Source organism: Flavobacterium akiainvivens (assembly GCF_001278115.1).
Classification (GTDB): Bacteria; Bacteroidota; Bacteroidia; order Flavobacteriales; family Flavobacteriaceae; genus Flavobacterium; species Flavobacterium akiainvivens.
In genome coordinates, this window is sequence record NZ_LIYD01000005.1 from 2,960,970 (window position 1) to 2,980,481 (window position 19,512).

Below are 19,512 nucleotides of genomic sequence, written 5' to 3' on the forward strand. Positions count from 1 at the left end.
TGTTAGTTGCGGGTTGGGAGTTGTGGGTTGCGTGTTCAACCCGAAACACCCAACCCACAACTCCCAACAATTATAATACGTTGAGCACCTGCTCTTTTATTTTTTCAAGCTCGTCTTTCATTTGCACTACCAGCTTTTGCATTTTGGCGTGGTTGCTTTTAGAGCCCATGGTGTTTATTTCACGGCCCATTTCCTGGCCTATAAAGCCCAGCTTGCGCCCGTTAGCCTCGGTACCCGCAAGGGTTTCCATAAAGTAGTTCAGGTGGTTTTCAAGGCGCACTTTTTCTTCGGTAATGTCCATCTTTTCAAGATAGAAAATCAGTTCCTGCTCAAAGCGGTTTTCGTCTACCTCTACCTCAAGCTCGGCAATGGTAGCGCGCAGGCGGTCTTTTACGTTTTGGATGCGTTCTTCGTCATAGGCCACAGTTTCGTTCATTAGCGAAAGGATGTTGCCTATGCGCACCAAAAACTCCTTTTCAAGGGCAATGCCTTCGGCCACCCTGAAGTTGTAAATATTGTTAAGCGCCTCATCTATAACGCCGTCAATTTGTGCCCAGTCGTTCTCATCAATCTCCTCGCGCTCGGTTTTAAGGGCATCGGGCATGCGCACAGCCATTTTCATAAGCTCGGTATCATCTCCATGAGGTATAACGGCTTTCATCTGGGCTATGTAAGCCTTAACAATGGGCACGTTAATTTTAGAAGATGTTTCTTCGCCGGTAACCTCTACAAAAAGCGAGAAATCTACCTTGCCGCGCTCCAGCTTCTGGGCAATTTTATTGCGAAGCCCCAGTTCCATTTCGCGGAATGTAGAGGGCATGCGCACGTTAAGGTCGAGCCCTTTGCTGTTAAGCGACTTGATTTCTACAGTAATCTTTTTTGTAGGCATTTGCAACGAGGCCTTGCCAAAGCCGGTCATAGATTGTATCATGAGAAGGATTTAGTTGAAAACAAAGGTAATAAAAAGTTGACAGTGTTCAGTTAACAGTTAACAGCCGTCATCAGTGCGCTGTACTTACTTTAAGTAATCTATAGCATCTTCTACCGTTTTGGCTTTATTGCCAATGAATACGTGGTCGCCCGATACAATTACGGGGCGTTTTAAAAACGTGTAGTGCTCCAGTATCAGGTTTTTATAGTCTTCTTCGGTAAGGGGTTTATCTTTTAAGCCGCGCTCTTTATACAGGCTTGCATTGCGGCTAAACAGGGCTTCATAGCTGCCTGCCATTTTGTGCAGCTCTTCAAGCTGGGCTTCGGTAAGCGGGTTGGCTTTTATTTCCTGCAGTTCAAACTTGTCAAGATTGGGCAGCTGCTTTAATATCTTGGCGTTTGTAGAACAGGTTTTAAGGTGGTAGATTTTTTTCATTTTGTTTAAGGAGCCTCTCCCCCGACCCCTCTCCAAAGGAGAGGGTGGAGCTTCACTCAGGCGTTATATCATTCGACTTTTTGACTTTCGGCTGTGTAAGACTATTTAAGTAAAATTCCGTCTTTAAAGATAACCGGCACTTCAGTCTTGGCATTATTGGGGTTTATGGTGCCGGCACGGAATACAAAGTTTTTGTCATACAACGTGTTGCCTTTAAAAAACGTGACCATAAACGAATTGTCCAGCCGTAGCACGCTTTCTTCAATCATTTCTATTTTTACGGCGGTATCTGGCAATACCTCTACAAAAGCATGGCGCAGGCTGCCGGTTTGGCGTTCCTCGCCGTTTATTTCGCCTTTGGCCTTGCTCACTACAATTACGGTTTCCAGTTTATCGGCACTGTCGTTTACCAGGTAGGCATACCAGGTGTTTTCCATAAAGTCGTCGTTCCACTCCTGAAGGGCAGCAACATACACGTTTTCAACTTTTGGTATAATTATATCTTTTTTCATGTGCTTGGTAAAAGGTGCAAAAATACGGTTTTGTTTAGCCACAAATTACACGAATTTCACAAATTTTACGTATCCTGAATTTATGAAATTACACAAAACCAATGATAAACAGATTAATTAGTTAGATTCGTGAAATTAGTGGCTTATTATTTTATGACGCGTTTGCACGGAAAACCTTATCATTTCGTTAGGAAAAGATATTGCGGCTTTTGCCTAACTTTAAAGTAACTAAAAATGAACCCATTATGAAAACACTAAAGATAACCCTGCTTGCTGCCCTGCTAACCCTGAGCATAGGCTGTAAAAACGATGCCGAAAAAACAAGCGTGGAGCAGCAGGAACAGGGCACACTGCCCAGCGTTGAGCACGACACCACGACACCGGCCGATACTACAGGCGGAGCTTCGGTCACCCCGGAAAATGACACCCCGGCGTGGGTGGGCAACTATTCAGGCAGCCTGCCATGTGGCGACTGCAAGGGGATTTTAACCAAAATTACCCTTAACGGCAATAAGACCTACACGCTGTCATCGCAATATATTGGCAAAGAAACCAAGCCTACTGTTTATAACGGCACGTTTAACCTTGACGATAAAAACATTGCAACACTTGATGCCGAGGGCGACCACCTTAAATTTCAGCTGATGCCGGAGGATGATATGGTTGTTAAGCTGGATAAATTTGGCAATGCCGAACAGGGTGGGCCTGCGGCACGGTATTTTTTGCACAGGGTGAAATAGATATACCCCTAATTTTTTCCCGGGATTGCATCCCGGGCTAATGTACGCGATCCTTTCAGGGTCGGTAAGCACTACAAACTTTAGAATTCTATGTTTCTGACTTTGTGCCCTTTGTGTCTTTGTGTTAAAAAAAATGTGGTGTAATATTTAAACACAACGGATGTAACGCTTTCAAAATCATAATTCGTGTTCTCATGAATAATTTTCAAAACACAAAGACACAAAGAACACTAAGTTTAAGAATATTAAAATCCCTTTTAGTTCACAAAGAAAAAACCTGCTTAAACAAAAAATCCCGGCAAAAACCGGGATTTTGTATTATATGCTTGATTTAAACTGCTCAAGAAAGCGGACATCGTTTTCATAAAACATCCTTATGTCGCCTATGCCGTACAGCAGCATAGCAATGCGCTCTACCCCCATACCAAAGGCAAAACCGTTGTATTTAACCGGGTCTATACCGCAGTTGGTAAGCACGTTAGGGTCTACCATACCGCAGCCGCCTATTTCAAGCCAGCCGGTACCTTTAGTAATACGGTAGTCGGTTTCGGTTTTAAGGCCCCAGTAAATGTCAATCTCGGCGCTTGGCTCGGTAAACGGAAAGTAAGACGGGCGCAGGCGTATTTTGCTCTTGCCAAACATTTCTTTTGTAAAGTACAGCAGGGTTTGCTTCAGGTCGGCAAACGAAACGTCTTTGTCGATATACAGGCCTTCAATCTGGTGGAAAATACAGTGCGAACGCGCCGAAATGGCCTCGTTGCGGAACACCCTACCCGGAGAAATGGTACGGATGGGCGGCTTGTTCTCTTCCATATACCTAACCTGTACTGATGATGTGTGCGTGCGCAAAAGCACATCGGGGTTTGTCTGGATAAAGAAGGTATCCTGCATATCGCGTGCCGGATGGTATTCCGGCAGGTTAAGCGCGGTAAAGTTGTGCCAGTCGTCTTCAATTTCAGGGCCTTCGCTTACGTTAAAGCCTATGGTAGAAAAAATGTCTACAATCTGGTTTTTAACTATAGATATAGGGTGGCGGCTGCCCACGGCAAACGGTTCGCCGGGGCGGGTAAGGTCGCCATACACGCCCTTGGCCTCTTCCTTGCTTTCTATAGCCTCCTGAATTTGGGCTACTTTGCTTTCAGCCGCTTTTTTAAGGTTGTTTATTACCTGGCCAAACTCTTTCTTCTGGTCGTTAGGTACGTTTTTAAATTCGGCAAAAAAGTCGTTTAGAATGCCTTTTTTACCTAAAAATTTAATCCTGAACGCCTCAAGCTCTTCTTTGTTAGCGGTTGTAAACGCCTCGGCCTCGGCAATGTATTCTTTAATCTTGTCTGTCATTTCAATCACAAAAGTGTGGCAAATTTAGGCATTTTATAATTGCCGTGCCACCCCATTAATGGGTATAATTGTCTTAAAGTTTCTTAATGTTTGCTCGTGTACATGATTAAAAAAACAATCCCGGCCTACTTAATCAACCCTTTTTCAAGGAAATAATCTACAATAGCGCCTTTCATAAGTATGCTTTGCTCACCGGCTTTTAGAGGCGGAAGCTCTTCCTTAACGGTATAATGCGGCCAGCCGTCTTCGTCAAAATAGTCAAATTCATAGTACCCGAAAGGCTCTAAAAGGCGGCAGATGGCAATGTGCATCAGGTTTACCTTTTCGTCTTTTTTAAACTTCTTGTTGAATTTACCCAGCTCCTGCACTCCTATTAAATAAATAATGGCATCGAGGTCAAGGGTATCGCCGTCGGCAAATCGGTTAGAGAGTATATGTACAAGCTGTTCCCAGCGTTCTTTTAATTGTTCGTCGCGTGACATGGTGTGTATTTAAAACGGCAAAGATACACCGTTTAAAATTAGCATCCTTATCTTTGCCCGTTATGGAATTTATAGACATCATACTGGGTGGTTTCCTGGCGTACGGGCTCATCCGCGGCATATGGAAAGGCCTTTTCAGCGAACTGGCTTCGGTAATATCGTTACTGGCGGGTATATTTATTGCGGTAAAATTCAGCGCACTTTTGGGCAATGCCTTAGAGGGCGTTGTAGATAACCCCAAACATGCCAAAGCCTTTGCGTTTGTACTATTATTTGCCGCCGTGGTTATAGGGCTCATGCTTTTAGCCAAAACCTTTACAACGCTGGCCGACTGGGCCGGGCTGGGCATTATAAACCGCTTGCTGGGCGGGTTGTTCGGCCTGATAAAAAACGCACTGATTTTGAGTGTATTGCTTAATTTTTTCCAAAAATTAAATGCTAATAACACTTTCGCGGAAAAGAAAACGCTTGATAATTCGGTTTTCTTTTACCCGGTGCTGGAAGTTTCAACAGCTATTTTCCCTATTCTTGAAGAATGGTATAACGAACCCAAAAAGCCTGAAGGCGATGTGCCACAGATGCAGTAGTCAGTTTAATATCAAACAACAATTGATAGAAAATATGCCGCCCCTATGGGGCTCTAACGCTTAACGCAGCAAACTTTGCTATAAATATGTCGCTCCTCCGGAGCTGGCTCGACTTGCCGGGATTATAATCTTTAAAATATGATGTTCGTTCTGAAGATTCTCTTTTGAGAGCCCCGGAGGGGCGCCATATCTATAGAGAATAGCAGTGTTGGAAATAACTGAGCTCCGGAGGAGCGGCATATAAACGATAATTATATGACGTCCCTCCGGGACTCAAAACCCAAACCTATTACATTTTGCTATAAATATGCCGCTCCTACGGAGCTGAAAGCCCCTAATTAGCCTTTACCTCTTTTAATGCCGATTTCGGCAGCCAGCCCACGTTTTCATCGGGCAGCTGTATTTTTTTCCAGCCGTCAAGGGTTTCGGTTACGTTTACTTTGGTACCGGCGTGCAACACAAAGGCCTCGGCGGCATCTTCGTCGGGTTCTGCTTTTACTGATATTACCTCAGCAAAAATAACGGCCGGGTTTTCGGCACTTTGGTGCGACTGTACAAAAAGGGCTGCAAATATGCTGAATACCACCCCAAAAACCGCCACAAACATTGTAATGAAGAATATGCGCTTTACAAGCGTGCGCCCCGAAAAATAGTAAAGGGCAAACGACAAAAGTATAAGAAATGAAAACGCCACGGCTACCCACCCCCAGGTGTTGTAATGAAAGCCGTCCAGGCGGTTATAGAGCGCCGCAGAGAAGCCTTTTTGGGGCACGGCCTTAATATCATCCAGCACCATTTTCTGGGCAAAGGCAAGGTTTATTTCAACATCTTTATTGCCGGGGCTAAGCTGTAGCGCCTTTTCATAATTGTATACCGCAGGGGCTACCCGGTTGAGTTTGTAGTAGGCATTGCCCAGGTTAAAATATACCTCGGCACTCTCCTGCTTGTTTGCCAGGATGCCTTCAAATTCTTTAACCGCGCCTTTGTAATCGCCCTTGCGAAACAGGGTATTACCCTTGTCAAAAGACTGGGCTGCCACCACCTGTACCACAAGCAAAAATATGTATACTAATTTTTTCATTTTATAATGTACCATTAATAATCCGCCTGATGCCGTCTTTTATCAGGGTTGTATTAAAATTGATGAGCATGCCCAGCTTGTAATCTGCCAGCCTTAAGTAGGTTAGCAGCTGCGCCATGTGTATGCCTTTTATTTCTTCTATTGTTTTTACTTCTACAATAAATTTGTTTTCAATTACTATATCTGCCCTGTAAGCAACCGTCAGCGAAACCTCATCATACATAAGCGGCATTGGCTTTTCTTTTTCTATGAACAGGCCTGCTTTGTATAACTCGTAGCAAAGGCATTCGCAGTATGCGCTTTCTAATAAGCCCGGACCCAACCTTTTATGAACCTTAATGGCGCAATCCAGGACTATCTTGGCAATTTCGTTTTCTGTCATTTCTACACAGGGCTTTAAAGCATCCTCTTAATTTTTTTTAAACACTAAGAACACCAAGTTTTTTCACAAAGGACACAAAGTTCATTAAAAACCCTACACTCTTTTGAAGGACACAAAGCTGTACCTAAATGGCACTTTCTTAAACCCTGTGTCCTTTGTGTCTTTGTGTTTAAACTTAACCGCAACTCATGTATTTTTAACCACCAAGGATTACCACCTAAGACACCTTTGTGAACTACTACAGTTCATAATTTATCTCATCAACACTTTGTGGCCTTTGTGAAAAAACTTGGTGTTCTTAGTGGTTAAAACCAACCTCGACTTCATTTATTTCTCATTTTCAAAAGCTTAGTAGCTAAGCGCCTTAGTACCTCAGCACCTTCCTTACGATACCTGTTTCTCTAAAGCTATAATAACCGCCACAGCCCTGTCATAATCCTGCTGCATGGCTTCGCCGCTTGACGGGGCGTAGCGCGCAAACTCGCAGCTGTCCATAATTTGGCTAAACTCGTTTACCGTATCCGGGTTGGCTTTGCGCGAAAGCAGCAGTTCCCGTATGTTCTCACGGCTCATTTCGCTGGTTTCAATATTCAGCTTAGCCTTAAGGAAGTTGTGCAGTGCTTTTTCAAGCGCCAGGTAGAATGGCTCCTTGCTGCCCAGCTGCTTTTTGGCCTCGGTAAGGAAACGGCGTGCCAGCTTGTTGCTCCGGCGTATTTTATTGCCCGTAACATCATTATCAAACGCTTCTTTTTTCTTACGTGCAAATACCACAACCGGAATAAGCACCAACGGCAGTACCAGGAGCGCATAGAACAGCCCCGACCCGAAGAAATCGGCCTGGCCTTTGGCATGCAGGGTGGTATTGAGCGCTATAAAGCGGAACTGCTCGCCCGGTGCCAGCTGCTGTTTTTGCGAAACCGGAAGGTTATCGCCCGCGTTGGCATCTACCTTAAGCACGTTGAGCATAAGGTCTTCTGACGTGATGGATTTGTATTTGCCCGTAGACAGGTCAAACCACGAGAATTCAAGCCCCTTTACAGGGAATTTACCCTTAGCGGTAGGCACAATGGTATATACATCGCTCACGCTGCCGGTCATGCCCGTAAGCGGGGTTTTTACGTTTTCCTTATGCTCCGGGTCGTACATTTCAAGCGCAGCAGGTACCTGTGGCTTAGGCAGGGTAATAAGCTTAAGGTTGCCCTTGCCCGATACCGTAACTGTTAGCTGTATGGGTTCGCCGTTACTGGTGGTTTTATTGGGCACAACCTTAAAATCAAAATCGCCTACAGCACCTGCAAACCCGGCGGGTTTGCCGGCTTCAGGAAGCGCTTTTACATTTATGAACTGCCTGCCGGTAGACGTTTTTGTTTTAACCTGCTTGGTAAACGGACGTCCAAAAATATCATACTGGCCCGTAGGCACCTCTACAATCATTTCCACTTCAAGGGGGTCGAGCTCCAGCCTGCCGCTTTTTTGCGGATACAGCACGGTGCGGCGCATGGTTATGTAGCGGTATGCCTCGCCTTTGTAGGTACCGTTTTCAATTTTTATGTCTTTAGGGTCTACCACCTCAATCTGGCTCCAGAAGTCGTTGTACTGCGGGCTTGAAGTTTCGGCGGCATTGGCCACGCTGCTGTTTTCGCTAACATACAGCTTGTACACCACATTAACCGGTTGGTTAACATAAGGGCTGGTGTTGCTTATTTCGGCCACCAGGTGTATGCCCTGCAGCGGGTTTTGTGCTGTTTGCTGCGGCCCTTGCGGCTGTTGCTGCTGGTAGGGGTTGTACGGATTGTAAGGGTTTTGCTGCTGTTGCTGCTGCACGGCGTTGCCCACCGTAACTTTAAATGGCTGGGTTTTATAAACGGTGCCGTCTATTTCTATAGATGCCGCACCTACAGTAAAGGTGCCTTTGGCAGTGGGCGTAAGTATAAACGTATAGCTCTTGCTGTAGCTGCGCTTGCCGTTTACCCACGAGTTGCTAATCATTTGGCCCTGGCCCGATGCCTGGAACCCCTGGAACGAAGGCGGCGTAAAGTTATCGCCGTCCTTATTCATGGAAAATTCTACCCGCACGCGCTCGTTTATGCCTATACTGGTGCGGCTGGGAGTAGCCTTAAACTCTGCCTGCTGGGCAAAAAGCCCCTGTACTGATAGCAGCAGTATCAGTAAAAACCTCATCTTATATTTCTTTAATCTGAACAAATGCCTCATCTTTCAAATTAATAATCCTTCTCTTCTTTACCAGTCTTTTTCCTGCTTTTTAGGCTGTGCCTTAGCCTTTTTGGCATTCATTTTATCCTGTACTTTCTTTTCTTCGTTGTTCATGGCGTCGAGCATATTTTTCATACGCTCCTTGTTAGGGTTGGCGCCGGTAGGCTCGGGGTCGGCCTTGTCTTCTTTTTTATCGCCGTTGCCTTTGTCCTTATCAGGGTTGTTGTCGTTATTGTTCTTGCCCTGGTCTTTATCTTTATTCTTATCGCCCTGGTCCTGCTTGTTTTTGTTGTCGTTATTGCCGTCGCCCTGGTTTTTGTTCTGGTCTTTATCCTGGCCGCCGCCCTGGTTGGGCTGCTGGCTTTTTGGGTCGGGCTTAGGTGGCGGTGGCGGACTTTTCTGGTCTTTTGGCGGCGGGTTTTTCTTGATCATGCTTTTTGCCAAAGCATAGTTGTACCGCGTTTCCTCATCCTGCGGGTTGTTTCGCAAGGCGTTTTTATAGGCATCTGCCGCGCCTTCATAATTTTTTTCGGCCATAAGCACGTTGCCCAGGTTGTGGTAGGCCTGGTGCTTCTGGGGTTTGTCTTTGGCGTTTTTAATGGCCGTAAGATAAGCGTTCTTGGCTTCAGAGGGCTGTTTCTGCCTGTAGATGGAATTACCCAGGTTGTAAGATGCCGCAGCCTTTTCGGGCGCTTTACTTGCCGAAATACGGTAATTGGCCTCGGCCTGCGCAAACTGGCCGCTGTTGTACTGCACGTTGCCTTTGGGCAGGTTGCTATCGGGCTTTGCCTGCTTTACGGTGTCTTTAGGCTCCTGCGCAAATGCCAGTGCCGAAAACAGGGTGAGTGCTATTGCTAATGCCTTTTTCATTGTTCTTTTTCATTAAACAGGTTAAGCCTGGTAATCCATTTTGTTTTCTTCTCTAAAAGGAAAATATCCAGGAACAACAACAGTAATGCCCCTGCTAAAAACCACTGGAACTGCGATTCATACAGGGTAATATCTTTGGTTTCAAACTCCCTCTTTTTTACCTTGCCCAGCGACTTGTTTACAAAATCAGTCACGGCGCGGGTAGAACCGCCGTAAATGTAGCCTCCGCCGGTGCGGTCTGCCAGTATTTTAAGGGCATCGGGGTACAGTTTTGTAACCACCGTTTCGCCGTTCTGGTCTTTTTTATAGCCGGTTACCTTGCCGTTTTCCCTTAACGGGATGGGCCCGCCCTTGGTAGTGCCCACGCCCACAGTAATAAGCTTAATGCCTTTCTTTTTGGCGGCGTCTGCGGCATCCTGGCTGTCCTGGCCGTGGTCTTCTCCATCAGAAACCAAAATTACAAGCTTGCTGGTTTGCGGGTCGTCAAAATACGATTCGCTCATGGCAATGGCATCGCCAATGGCCGTACCCTGGCTACTTACCATTTCGGTATTCATGTTTTGCAGGAACATTTTGGCCACGCTGTAATCAGTAGTTATAGGCAGCACGGGGTATGCACTACCGGCATAGCCCACAATACCCACCCTGTCTGAACCCAGCGAGTTGATGATTTGCGATACAATTTGCTTGGCTTTTTCCAGCCTGCTTGGGGCGGTGTCTTCGGCCAGCATGCTGCGGCTAACGTCTATAGCAAACACGATGTCTATACCTTCGCGCTTAACTTTCTCTGTACGGGTGCCGGTTTTAGGGTTAACCAATGCCAGCACTATGCCCGCCAATGCAAGGCACACGGCAGCCAGCTTAAGCGACTGCTTAAACACCGAACGTTCGGGCGCCAGGCGTTTTACCAAATCGGGGTTGCCAAACTGGCGCTGTTTGCGCTTTTTCCACCATAAATTGAGCAGGAAAAGCAGTACCAGCACGGGAATGACCGCCAGTAAATATAAATATTTTGATTCGTCTAATTCGTAATCCATAACTTAAATAAAGCTTATAAAAGCCTTTTATTGCTTACTGTATTTTCCGTTTTTAAATGTATAAATGCCTTCTTTATGGTCTGGCTTTGCAAACTTTCGGTATTCTTTAGATACGCGTCCTGACTCAGCCGGAAAACCTGATACCTGCACATTGCTTATTGCGATTGCACCAGCTTCATTAATTGAAAAATCGTAGTTGTAGTGCGCTGCACCCTCGGCTGAAGACAACCGATAATGACTAATATAAGAAAAGTGGTTTCCACCCACCGCGCTAAACAATAACTTCTTATTGTCTACATTCCACACCTCATAAACGGTACGGTCTGTTTTTTCACGAATGTTAAATTCATCTCCCAACAACATATATATCCACTCAATAGAACGTTTTACTACCACTTCTTTAGCCCCTTTGCCGTCTATTTGCACCTCGGCCACAATTTCGGCCGATTGGCACATAGGGAACCCCCTTAAATCAGGATTGCTTAACTGTATAGAGTCTTTTCCGTTGTTGTACACCAAGCGGGTGGCATCTTGTGTAATATATGCACTGCCACCCTGCTGCGAAAAACCCGCAGCAGTACACAACATGGCTATGGCATACAGTACATATTTCATGTTAAATAAAGCTCCTGTACAGGGTTTTGCGGGCTACCACCTCAACCAGCAGCAGGCCAAACGCCGCCCATACCCACGGACGGAATTTTTCGTTATAATTGTAAAACTTCTGCTCTTTTATCTCGGTGGTTTCCAGCTTGTTTATCTGGTCATAAATGCTTTGCAGCTTGCTGTTGCTTGTAGCACGGAAGTATACGCCATCGGTCTTCTGGGCAATTTCCTTCATGAGCTTTTCATCTATGGTAACCGGCACATTCTGGAACACAAGCTTGCCGCGGGCATCTTTCCCTACAGGGAATGGCGCGTTACCGTTTGTGCCCACACCTATGGTGTACACCTTAATTTTATACTCCTTTGCAATATCTGCCGCGGTGCGCGGGTCTATCTGCCCGGTGTTGTTTTCTCCATCGGTAAGCAGTATGATAACCTTGCTCTTGGCCTTGCTGTCGCGCAGGCGGTTAATGGCTGTGGCAAGGCCTACGCCAATACCCGTACCATCGGCCAGGACACCGTCTTCATACTTAATGCCCCTTATGGCTTCTTTTACAATTTGCTTATCGCTGGTAACAGGAACGCGCGTGTAGGCTTCGCCGGCATATACCACAAGGCCTATACGGTCGTTAGGGCGGCCATCCACAAAGCGGGCGGCCACTTTTTTAAGTGCTTCCAGCCTGTCGGGCTTCAGGTCGCGCGCCATCATACTGCCCGAAACGTCTACCGCCATTACAATATCTATACCCCTAACAGTGGGGTTCTTGCTGTTTATATCTACCGTACGGGGCCTTGCCAGGGCTACAATAATGCAACCCAACGCCAGTATCCTGAAGGCAAACAGCACCGGCTTTAACCGTGCCAGCAGCGAGGGCTTTACCTTAAAGCCGTTTAGCGAACTTACCGTTAGCGTGGCGGTTTGCTGCCTGCGTTTCCACACGTACCATGCTATGGCAAAAGGCAGGGCTGCAAAAAGCCAGAACATTTCCGGGTTTAAAAAGGTTATGTCTTTCATGCTATTGTGCCCTTAGTTCTATTGATTTTTTAATCCTGTCCATAATTTTAGTGGCATATTCATCGCCCGTGCGGCCAATGACCACCACCTGCTGCAGGCCTTTTTGCTGCTTAAACAGGTACATTTCATACTTACAGTCTACACTGCCCTGGCCTGCTAAAAGCGGCTGGTTAAGCGTGCCGTAAATGCGCACACCCTCAAGGCCTTTATCGGTTTTAAATGATTCTGTCTTGGTAAGAATATCCTTGGCGCCTTTGCTCTCCCACGTCCTCATAATACCATCTGACCACGTGGCGAAGTCCACATCGTTTTCTTCTTTAAAAGATAGCGTGGCCACCTCAACATAAAAATGCTTTTCGATAGACCCCATTGAAAACGACTGCATGTCTTTAACCAGCGCCATAGTGCCCTGCGGCAGTGTGCTTTCGGGTATACGTACTAATACTTCAGGCGTTTCTATGCTTACGCCCGGGTTGCCGTATTCGCTCTTAACCCACTCGCCCTCTACAAGCTGCTTGGTGGGTTCGCTCAGCACGTTATCGCGCACATAAGGCACTCCCCACACTATAATAGCGGTAAGCAGTATAACAGCCGCTGCACCCACCGATGACCAGATGATAAGCCTGCGTTTTTGCTTTTCTTTTTTAAGGCGCTGTTCTTCAAGCCATTTCTGGGTATGGTCGTCATCTTCCTCTTTTTCTTCAGGAATAGAACGGTCTATCACCACAATGGTTTTTTCTATGCGGCTGCGGTCTTCGGCAATTTCAAAGTCCATAGGGCGGCTTTTGGCAAACTTCACTAAGTCGGCATTGCGCAGTATCTGCTCCAGCTGCTCGAAGGTTTCGGGCCTTAGCGTCATTTTGCGGCGCTGTGCGGCACGCTGCATGGCTTCAATCAGTTCGCCCGTAGTGCTTTCCATGGCCGGAATGTGCACCGCCTCTTCAATATACTGGCGGGCAATATTGGCCATTTCGCTGTAGTATTCCTTAACCTCGCCGCGTTGCAGCAGGTCTTTCTTTTCAAGCTGCTTGAGCTGGCTTGTGGCTTTTTCTATAGGCGATACCTGCAATTGCGGGATATCTTTTTCTTTGGCAGCGCCTTTTTTGCGGAAGAAGAACCACCAGATGCCAAAGCCCACCGCCGTATACAGCACAAAGCTTACAATATACCAGTACCACGCCATGCCCTGTCCGGGTGCGCGGGTAACGGTTTTAATATCATACATTTTTTGCTTCAGGGTGTCTACCTTAACATCAGTTACGTGCAGGCGAAGCGAATCAGTCTGTATGGTTTTGTTGTTGATAACCACCGGCAGGCGCGGAATAACGTATTGCCCGGTATCAAACTGGGTAACGCCGTATTTTTTGATAAGCTGGGTCATGATGCCGTTACCGTCTTTTACGGTATCGGTTGGGTAGGCCTCAAGCACCTCAAGCTGGCCAAAGGTTTTGCCCTGCGGGAAGTTAACCTTGTCTTTGCCCTTAACGCTGGCCTTTATGATAACATTAGCCTGCGAGCCTATTTTTATTTTTGTGGAATCTATACTTACCTGCACCTGCTTTTGCTGGCCAAATGCGGTTATGGCAGCAAATAAAAAGGCTAATATGTATAGTTTTTTGTTTGTCTTTGGTTTCATACCTGCATTATCGGGATTTAAAATACCCCAGCAATTTGGTTACATAACTTTCGTCTGTGCGGGTGCTTACTGCCCCTGCGCCGCAACGGCTAAAGGTATCCAGAAAATACCTTACCCTTTCGGCGTAATATTTTTCATACTGCACGCGTACCGCTTTACTGCCGGTGTTTACCAGCAGGTTTTCGCCGGTTTCGGCATCGAGCATGTTTACAAGGCCTATGTTGGGCATTTGCTCCTCACGTTGGTCGTACACCCTTATGCCGGTAACATCGTGCTTTTTAGCGGCTATCTTAAGCGTGTGCTCAAAGTCGGCCGACATAAAATCGGATATCAAGAACACAATGGCCTTTTTTTTCTGCACGCCCGAAAGGAATTTCAGGGCCACCGAAAGGTCGGTCTTTTTGCTTTTGGGCTCAAAGTCCACCAACTCGCGGATGATGCGCAGCACGTGGCTTTTGCCTTTTTTGGGCGGTATGTACAGCTCTACCTGGTCACTGAACAGGATAAGGCCTATCTTGTCATTATTGGTAGTAGCCGAAAACGCCATGGTAGCGGCAATCTCGGTCACAATGTCCTTTTTAAAGGCGTTTTGCGTACCGAAGCTCTCTGACCCCGAAACGTCTACCATAAGCATCATGGTAAGTTCGCGTTCTTCTTCAAACACCTTAATGTAGGGTTCGTTGTAGCGCGCGGTAACGTTCCAGTCTATAGCCCGCACATCGTCGCCAAACTGGTACTGGCGCACTTCGGCAAACGTCATACCCCGCCCCTTGAAGGAGGTGTGGTACTCGCCCGAAAAAATGTGGTCGCTAAGCCGCCTGGTCTTGATCTCGATCTTGCGGACCTTTTTTAATATGTCTTTTGTATCCATTTTCTAAGTCTAAAGTCAAATGTCTAAAGTCATAAAGTCCTGGACGGAGTCATAAGTCTAAGAAGTAAACGATCTCGGGACTTTCGACCTTTGACTTTCATTCTTTCGACTATGCTCCTTTCGACTTTTTGACTTTCTATCTTTCGACTACTATGGCACTTCTATCTGGTTTACAATCTTGTTTATGATGTCCATAGAAGTTACGTTTTCGGCTTCGGCCTCATAGGTAACGCCTATACGGTGGCGCAGTACATCGTGTACTACGGCGCGAACGTCTTCCGGGATTACATAGCCCCTGCGCTTGATAAATGCGTAACACTTGGCAGCCACGGCAAGGTTGATACTACCCCTTGGCGATGAACCGAAGCTGATAAGCGGCTTAAGGCCGGCAAGGTTGTATTTTTCAGGGTAGCGCGTAGCGAAGATGATATCAAGGATGTATTTCTCGATTTTCTCGTCCATATACACCTCACGCACTGCTGCCTGGGCACGCAGTATCTGGTCAAGGCTTACCACCTGGTTTACTTTTTCAAAGCTGCCCTTAAGGTTTTGGCGGATAACAAGGCGCTCGTCTTCAATTTTTGGGTAGTCTATAACCGCCTTAAGCATAAAACGGTCTACCTGTGCTTCAGGAAGCGGGTAAGTACCCTCCTGCTCCACCGGGTTTTGGGTGGCCATTACCAGGAATGGCTTTTCGAGCTTAAAGGTTTGCTCGCCAATGGTTACCTGCTTTTCCTGCATGGCTTCAAGCAGGGCACTCTGTACTTTAGCCGGGGCACGGTTTATCTCATCCGCAAGGACGAAGTTGGCAAAAATAGGGCCCTTTTTAATAGAGAACTCGTTTTGCTTAATGTTGTATATCATGGTACCCACCACGTCTGCCGGAAGCAAATCGGGCGTAAACTGTATACGGCTAAAGCTGCCGTGCACCGCCTGGCTAAGGGTATTAATGGCAAGGGTTTTGGCAAGGGTTTTGGCAAGGCCGGGTACGCCCTCAAGCAGTATGTGGCCCTGGCCTAAAAGGCCTATAAGCAGGCGCTCTATCATGTACTTCTGGCCTACGATAACCTTGTTCATTTCCATAACAAGGAGGTCTACAAAGGCGCTTTCCCTTTCTATTTTCTCGTTTATTGCCCTTATGTCTAAAGCGGCACTGTTATCTTCCATATTTGTGTTTTATTTTTTTCGGACTGTGAAATTACTAAGCTTTTTCTTGCGCTGCAAATACGTTGCCCAATTTATTGCAGTGGACGTTAATGAGTTGTTAATGCAGTATTAATTGTTACACCTTTTAGCTAAAATGTTTTCGCCGGGAGTGCAACTTACAACGAAACTAATATAGTTTAAGTATATAAAAGTTAAAATGAGCGGTGAAAGAGTTTATTATTGGGGTGAGTAAGGTTCAGAGTTCATTGTTCAGGGTTCATTGTTGCCACTCATACTTAAGAGAAGCACTAAACAATGAACCCTGAACAATGAACATTAAACAATTCTAATTCTTCACTCCATAGGGAGTACTGATTTTCGGAAATGGGCAAAAAAGCATAAAAAAGGTGGTTTTTAGCGCAATCCAAATTCCGAAAGTGAAATATTAGTGTTAAAATGAGTTTTTTAAGTAAGTTTATTATTACAGAAACGAGTTTTTGCACCCGTGAAAAACGGCTTTTTAGCAAAAAGTGAAAAATTAAAACGGGGCGATTGTTTTAGTTTCAGGTTTAAAGTTTCAGGTTTCAGGTTGTGGACCGGAGAGGCAACTTTAAAGTTGAAACCTGAAACTTTTTGCTTAATTTTAGGGCAAATTCCAATAAAATGATAACCAAACTATCACCCATTATTGCCGGAACCATGAACTGGGGCGTGTGGCAGGGCAACTTTACCACCGCACAGATGGCCCAGCTTATAAACGATTGTATAAGCTATGGCATTACCTCTTTTGACCACGCCGATATTTATGGCGGCTACACCACCGAGGCCGAATTTGGGCACGCACTAACCGCAAGCGGTGCCAAACGCGAAGATATTCAGCTGATTAGCAAGTGCGGCATACAGCACACCGTGGGCAACAGGCCCAATAAGGTAAAGCACTACGATTACAGCAAGGAATACATTATATGGAGCGCCGAAAACTCGCTTAAGTTCCTGCAAACCGACTACTTAGACATACTGCTGCTGCACCGCCCAAGTCCGCTTATGCAGGCCGACGAAATTGCCGAAGCCGTTGAAAAGCTTAAAAAAGAGGGCAAAATCAGGGAGTTTGGCGTTAGTAACTTTACCATTAGCCAAACCGACCTTATCCGCAGCCGTACTGAGGTGGTTTGCAACCAGATAGAATTTAGCGCCACGGCATTTCAGCCCATGCTGGACGGCACGCTGGATTATATGCAGATACACAATATTAAACCCCTGGCATGGAGCCCTGTAGGGTCGCTCTTTAAGCGTGCAAACCCGCAAACACAGAGGCTAAAAAGCCTGCTGCTTGACCTGGGCGATAAGTATGACACATCGAGCGATATGCTGCTGCTGGCCTGGATTTTACGCCACCCGGCGGGCATTGTGCCGGTATCTGGCTCACTGCAAAGCGAGAGGCTTAAATTCCAGATGAAGGCCGCCACCATTAAGCTGGAGCTGGAAGACTGGTTTGCCATCTGGACCGAGAGTATGGGGGAAAAGGTGCCGTAGACACCAGTTTGCAGTATTCAGTGGTCAGTAGGCAGGAGCTTCACTCACAACGAATTAAGTCCCAAAATTTTTTAAATCTTAAATCTTTCAATTTTTAAATAAAGAATGAAGACAGCTTTAATAACCGGTGCTACCAGCGGAATTGGCCGTGCCACGGCGCGCTATTTTGCCAATAACAACTTCAGGCTCATTATCTGCGGGCGCCGCGAAGACCGCCTTACCGAATTGCAGGATGAGTTTTCGCACCTGGTGCCGGTGCATACCCTTTTGTTTGATGTTCGTAAAAAGAAAGAAGTGGCCAAGGCCATTGCCTCTATACCCCCTGATTTCCTGAATATTGACGTGCTTATAAACAACGCCGGAAATGCCCATGGGCTTGACTCTATAGAGAACGGCGATGTGGATGACTGGGATGCCATGATAGACATTAACATCAAGGGGTTGCTGTATGTTAGCAAGGAGATTATACCCGGAATGGTAGAGCGCCGCAGTGGCCATATTATTAACATAGGGTCTATTGCCGGTAAGGAGGTTTACGCTAACGGAAATGTGTATTGTGCTACTAAACACGCAGTTGACGCGCTTAACCACGGTATGCGGATGGACCTGAACCAGTACGGAATACGCGTTGGGGCCGTTAACCCCGGCATGGTAGCTACGGAATTTAGCGAGGTGCGCTTTAAGGGCGATACCGAGCGCGCCGCCAACGTGTACAAGGGCCTCGACCCGCTTCAGGCTGAGGATATTGCAGACATTATACACTTTGTGGTTACACGTCCGTATCATGTAAATATTGCCGATTTAACAGTATTGCCTACGGCACAGGCCAGCGCCACTATAGTTAACAAGAACCACATCGTTTAACATATATTCCCCTCTTTTTGAGGGGATTTTTATTTATATTAGCCTCAATCTGAACATCTAACCCCGGCTGGCAATGATTAACAAACGGTTGCTTATAAAAAACCTTCTCGCCCATAACGACGAAAGCAGCTTTTATGATAAAAAGCGCCAGCTAAACCTGCATACTAAAGAAGGTAAGGCTAAGTTTGTAAAGCACATTTGCGCACTTAGTAACGCTAACCCAAACAACAACAGCTATATAGTAGTGGGTGTGGAAGACCATGACAACGAGATTACCGGCACCGATTTTTATGACGACAGCCGCATACAAAACCTCGTTAACGCCTTCCTTGAAAACCCGCCGCGCATTCAGTATGAAAACGTGCCCTTCCCCCACCTGCCCAAAGACCGTGTGGTGGGCCTGGTTACCATAAGCCCTTCAGGCAAAACCTCTTACTTTAAAAAAAACGTATACACCATACCCGCAGGCTCGTTTTTTGTGAGGCGGGGCAGTAACTCCATTCCCGTTGAGGATGAAATGCCGCCCGTGCCCGGAAACGTGCAGGTTATTGCCGATATTGAAAACAACTCGCGCAACAGCATAGAGCATACCCTCGATGGCGTGCTTGATTTTATAAACAACCGCCATAAAGACATGACAGCCAAGTATAAGGTGTTTAAGGAGTTGTTTATTGTGTGCTGGGCAGGGCATAAAAAAGTAGTGAGGGGCAAAACCTATTTTTACCGCGTTGATATAGAACTAATTAACGAACAGGTAAAGCTATTTTATTCGGCGCTGGACGAGGTAAGTATTACATATGACGACGATGTTTTTATCATTACCGAATATGTAGCCCTGGGCCTGAACGATAAAACCAGCTACTACCCGCTGGAGGAAGTAAGCATACGCTTTAGCGATAACGGCAACTACAAGATTGATTCCCAGTTGGTTTTTGACCCGCCGCAGTACAACCGCAAGATGCTGCACCACATTTATAACGCTAACCTGGCGCTGCTGGCCAAGCTTGAAAAAGACGTGCCGCTTACAGATTCTGAAGAAAAAGACATGGAAAACCTGCCCAGTGTGTTCATGATATGCTACCTGAACGGGTTTACCGATGCCAAGGTGCGCCTGGCGGAAGCCAAACCCCTCTTAAAAGGCTATAAGGATGCCTCTGTGTACGTTTCTTTTAAAGAAGCTATGCGTGTGCTCCGAAAGATGAAATACGACCGTATAACGTAAAAAACAAGGG

At 46.3% G+C, this 19,512-nt stretch carries 20 protein-coding genes; 5 read left to right on the forward strand and 15 right to left on the reverse strand.

The genetic code is table 11. From position 1 onward, the window contains the following. Positions 1-70: 70 nt before the first annotated feature. The 3 genes from AM279_RS13260 to AM279_RS13270 all read right to left on the reverse strand — a co-directional run bounded on the left by AM279_RS13260 (position 71) and on the right by AM279_RS13270 (position 1,878). Positions 71-931: a YicC/YloC family endoribonuclease gene (locus AM279_RS13260; protein WP_054408511.1), complete on the reverse strand. Its 861-nt coding sequence runs from the start codon at positions 929-931 to the stop codon at positions 71-73. An 84-nt stretch (positions 932-1,015) separates the two neighbouring features. Next, the gene (locus tag AM279_RS13265) at positions 1,016-1,366 is read right to left on the reverse strand and encodes an arsenate reductase family protein (protein WP_054408512.1); all 351 of its coding nucleotides are present in this window, start codon (positions 1,364-1,366) and stop codon (positions 1,016-1,018) included. Between the two features lie 101 nt (positions 1,367-1,467). Beyond that, the gene (locus AM279_RS13270) at positions 1,468-1,878 is read right to left on the reverse strand and encodes a hypothetical protein (RefSeq protein WP_054410334.1); all 411 of its coding nucleotides are present in this window, start codon (positions 1,876-1,878) and stop codon (positions 1,468-1,470) included. 245 nt (positions 1,879-2,123) lie between these two features. Between AM279_RS13270 and AM279_RS13275 the strand changes: the two genes are divergently transcribed. After that, complete coding sequence (locus AM279_RS13275) at positions 2,124-2,618, forward strand: copper resistance protein NlpE (RefSeq protein WP_074961653.1); 495 nt, start codon at positions 2,124-2,126, stop codon at positions 2,616-2,618. Positions 2,619-2,936: 318 nt separating this feature from the next. On the opposite strand, the gene pheS is transcribed toward AM279_RS13275, so the two are convergent. After that, on the reverse strand, positions 2,937-3,956 hold the full coding sequence (gene pheS, locus AM279_RS13280; RefSeq protein ID WP_054408514.1) for a phenylalanine--tRNA ligase subunit alpha: 1,020 nt from the start codon (positions 3,954-3,956) through the stop codon (positions 2,937-2,939). Between the two features lie 125 nt (positions 3,957-4,081). Beyond that, complete coding sequence (locus tag AM279_RS13285; protein ID WP_054408515.1) at positions 4,082-4,438, reverse strand: hypothetical protein; 357 nt, start codon at positions 4,436-4,438, stop codon at positions 4,082-4,084. A 62-nt stretch (positions 4,439-4,500) separates the two neighbouring features. Here AM279_RS13285 and AM279_RS13290 point away from each other — a divergent pair, with 62 nt between their 5' ends. Continuing rightward, entirely contained in the window at positions 4,501-5,025 is a 525-nt protein-coding gene (locus AM279_RS13290; protein WP_054408516.1) for a CvpA family protein, read from the forward strand. A 334-nt stretch (positions 5,026-5,359) separates the two neighbouring features. On the opposite strand, the gene AM279_RS13295 is transcribed toward AM279_RS13290, so the two are convergent. From AM279_RS13295 to AM279_RS13340, 10 genes are all read right to left on the reverse strand, one after another. Next, on the reverse strand, positions 5,360-6,106 hold the full coding sequence (locus tag AM279_RS13295) for an SH3 domain-containing protein (RefSeq protein WP_054408517.1): 747 nt from the start codon (positions 6,104-6,106) through the stop codon (positions 5,360-5,362). 1 nt (position 6,107) lies between these two features. Then, positions 6,108-6,488 carry a GxxExxY protein gene (locus tag AM279_RS13300; RefSeq protein ID WP_054408518.1) on the reverse strand — a complete coding sequence of 127 codons (381 nt, stop codon included), beginning with the start codon at positions 6,486-6,488 and terminating at the stop codon, positions 6,108-6,110. Between the two features lie 384 nt (positions 6,489-6,872). Next, positions 6,873-8,669: a BatD family protein gene (locus AM279_RS13305; protein WP_054408519.1), complete on the reverse strand. Its 1,797-nt coding sequence runs from the start codon at positions 8,667-8,669 to the stop codon at positions 6,873-6,875. A 60-nt stretch (positions 8,670-8,729) separates the two neighbouring features. Then, positions 8,730-9,572, reverse strand: coding sequence for a tetratricopeptide repeat protein (locus tag AM279_RS13310; protein WP_054408520.1), 843 nt, complete (start codon positions 9,570-9,572; stop codon positions 8,730-8,732). After that, positions 9,569-10,609, reverse strand: coding sequence for a vWA domain-containing protein (locus tag AM279_RS13315; RefSeq protein WP_054408521.1), 1,041 nt, complete (start codon positions 10,607-10,609; stop codon positions 9,569-9,571). Before AM279_RS13315 ends, AM279_RS13310 begins: the two co-directional genes overlap by 4 nt. A 27-nt stretch (positions 10,610-10,636) precedes the next feature. Further along, positions 10,637-11,224 (reverse strand): hypothetical protein, encoded by a 588-nt coding sequence (locus tag AM279_RS13320; protein ID WP_054408522.1) that lies wholly within the window; start codon positions 11,222-11,224, stop codon positions 10,637-10,639. Position 11,225: 1 nt separating this feature from the next. Next, on the reverse strand, positions 11,226-12,230 hold the full coding sequence (locus tag AM279_RS13325) for a vWA domain-containing protein (protein WP_054408523.1): 1,005 nt from the start codon (positions 12,228-12,230) through the stop codon (positions 11,226-11,228). A gap of 1 nt (position 12,231) precedes the next feature. Next, entirely contained in the window at positions 12,232-13,866 is a 1,635-nt protein-coding gene (locus tag AM279_RS13330; RefSeq protein ID WP_054408524.1) for a hypothetical protein, read from the reverse strand. A 7-nt stretch (positions 13,867-13,873) separates the two neighbouring features. Beyond that, on the reverse strand, positions 13,874-14,737 hold the full coding sequence (locus AM279_RS13335) for a DUF58 domain-containing protein (RefSeq protein ID WP_054408525.1): 864 nt from the start codon (positions 14,735-14,737) through the stop codon (positions 13,874-13,876). A gap of 150 nt (positions 14,738-14,887) precedes the next feature. Then, positions 14,888-15,904: an AAA family ATPase gene (locus AM279_RS13340; RefSeq protein ID WP_054408526.1), complete on the reverse strand. Its 1,017-nt coding sequence runs from the start codon at positions 15,902-15,904 to the stop codon at positions 14,888-14,890. 642 nt (positions 15,905-16,546) lie between these two features. On the opposite strand from AM279_RS13340, the gene AM279_RS13345 reads away from it, so the two are divergent. The 3 genes from AM279_RS13345 to AM279_RS13355 all read left to right on the forward strand — a co-directional run bounded on the left by AM279_RS13345 (position 16,547) and on the right by AM279_RS13355 (position 19,502). Then, complete coding sequence (locus tag AM279_RS13345) at positions 16,547-17,416, forward strand: aldo/keto reductase (protein WP_054408527.1); 870 nt, start codon at positions 16,547-16,549, stop codon at positions 17,414-17,416. Between the two features lie 105 nt (positions 17,417-17,521). Next, complete coding sequence (locus AM279_RS13350; protein WP_054408528.1) at positions 17,522-18,280, forward strand: SDR family NAD(P)-dependent oxidoreductase; 759 nt, start codon at positions 17,522-17,524, stop codon at positions 18,278-18,280. A gap of 73 nt (positions 18,281-18,353) precedes the next feature. Next, a complete protein-coding gene (locus AM279_RS13355) occupies positions 18,354-19,502 on the forward strand; it encodes an ATP-binding protein (protein ID WP_054408529.1) in 1,149 nt (382 codons plus the stop codon). The last annotated feature ends 10 nt before the right edge of the window (positions 19,503-19,512 follow it).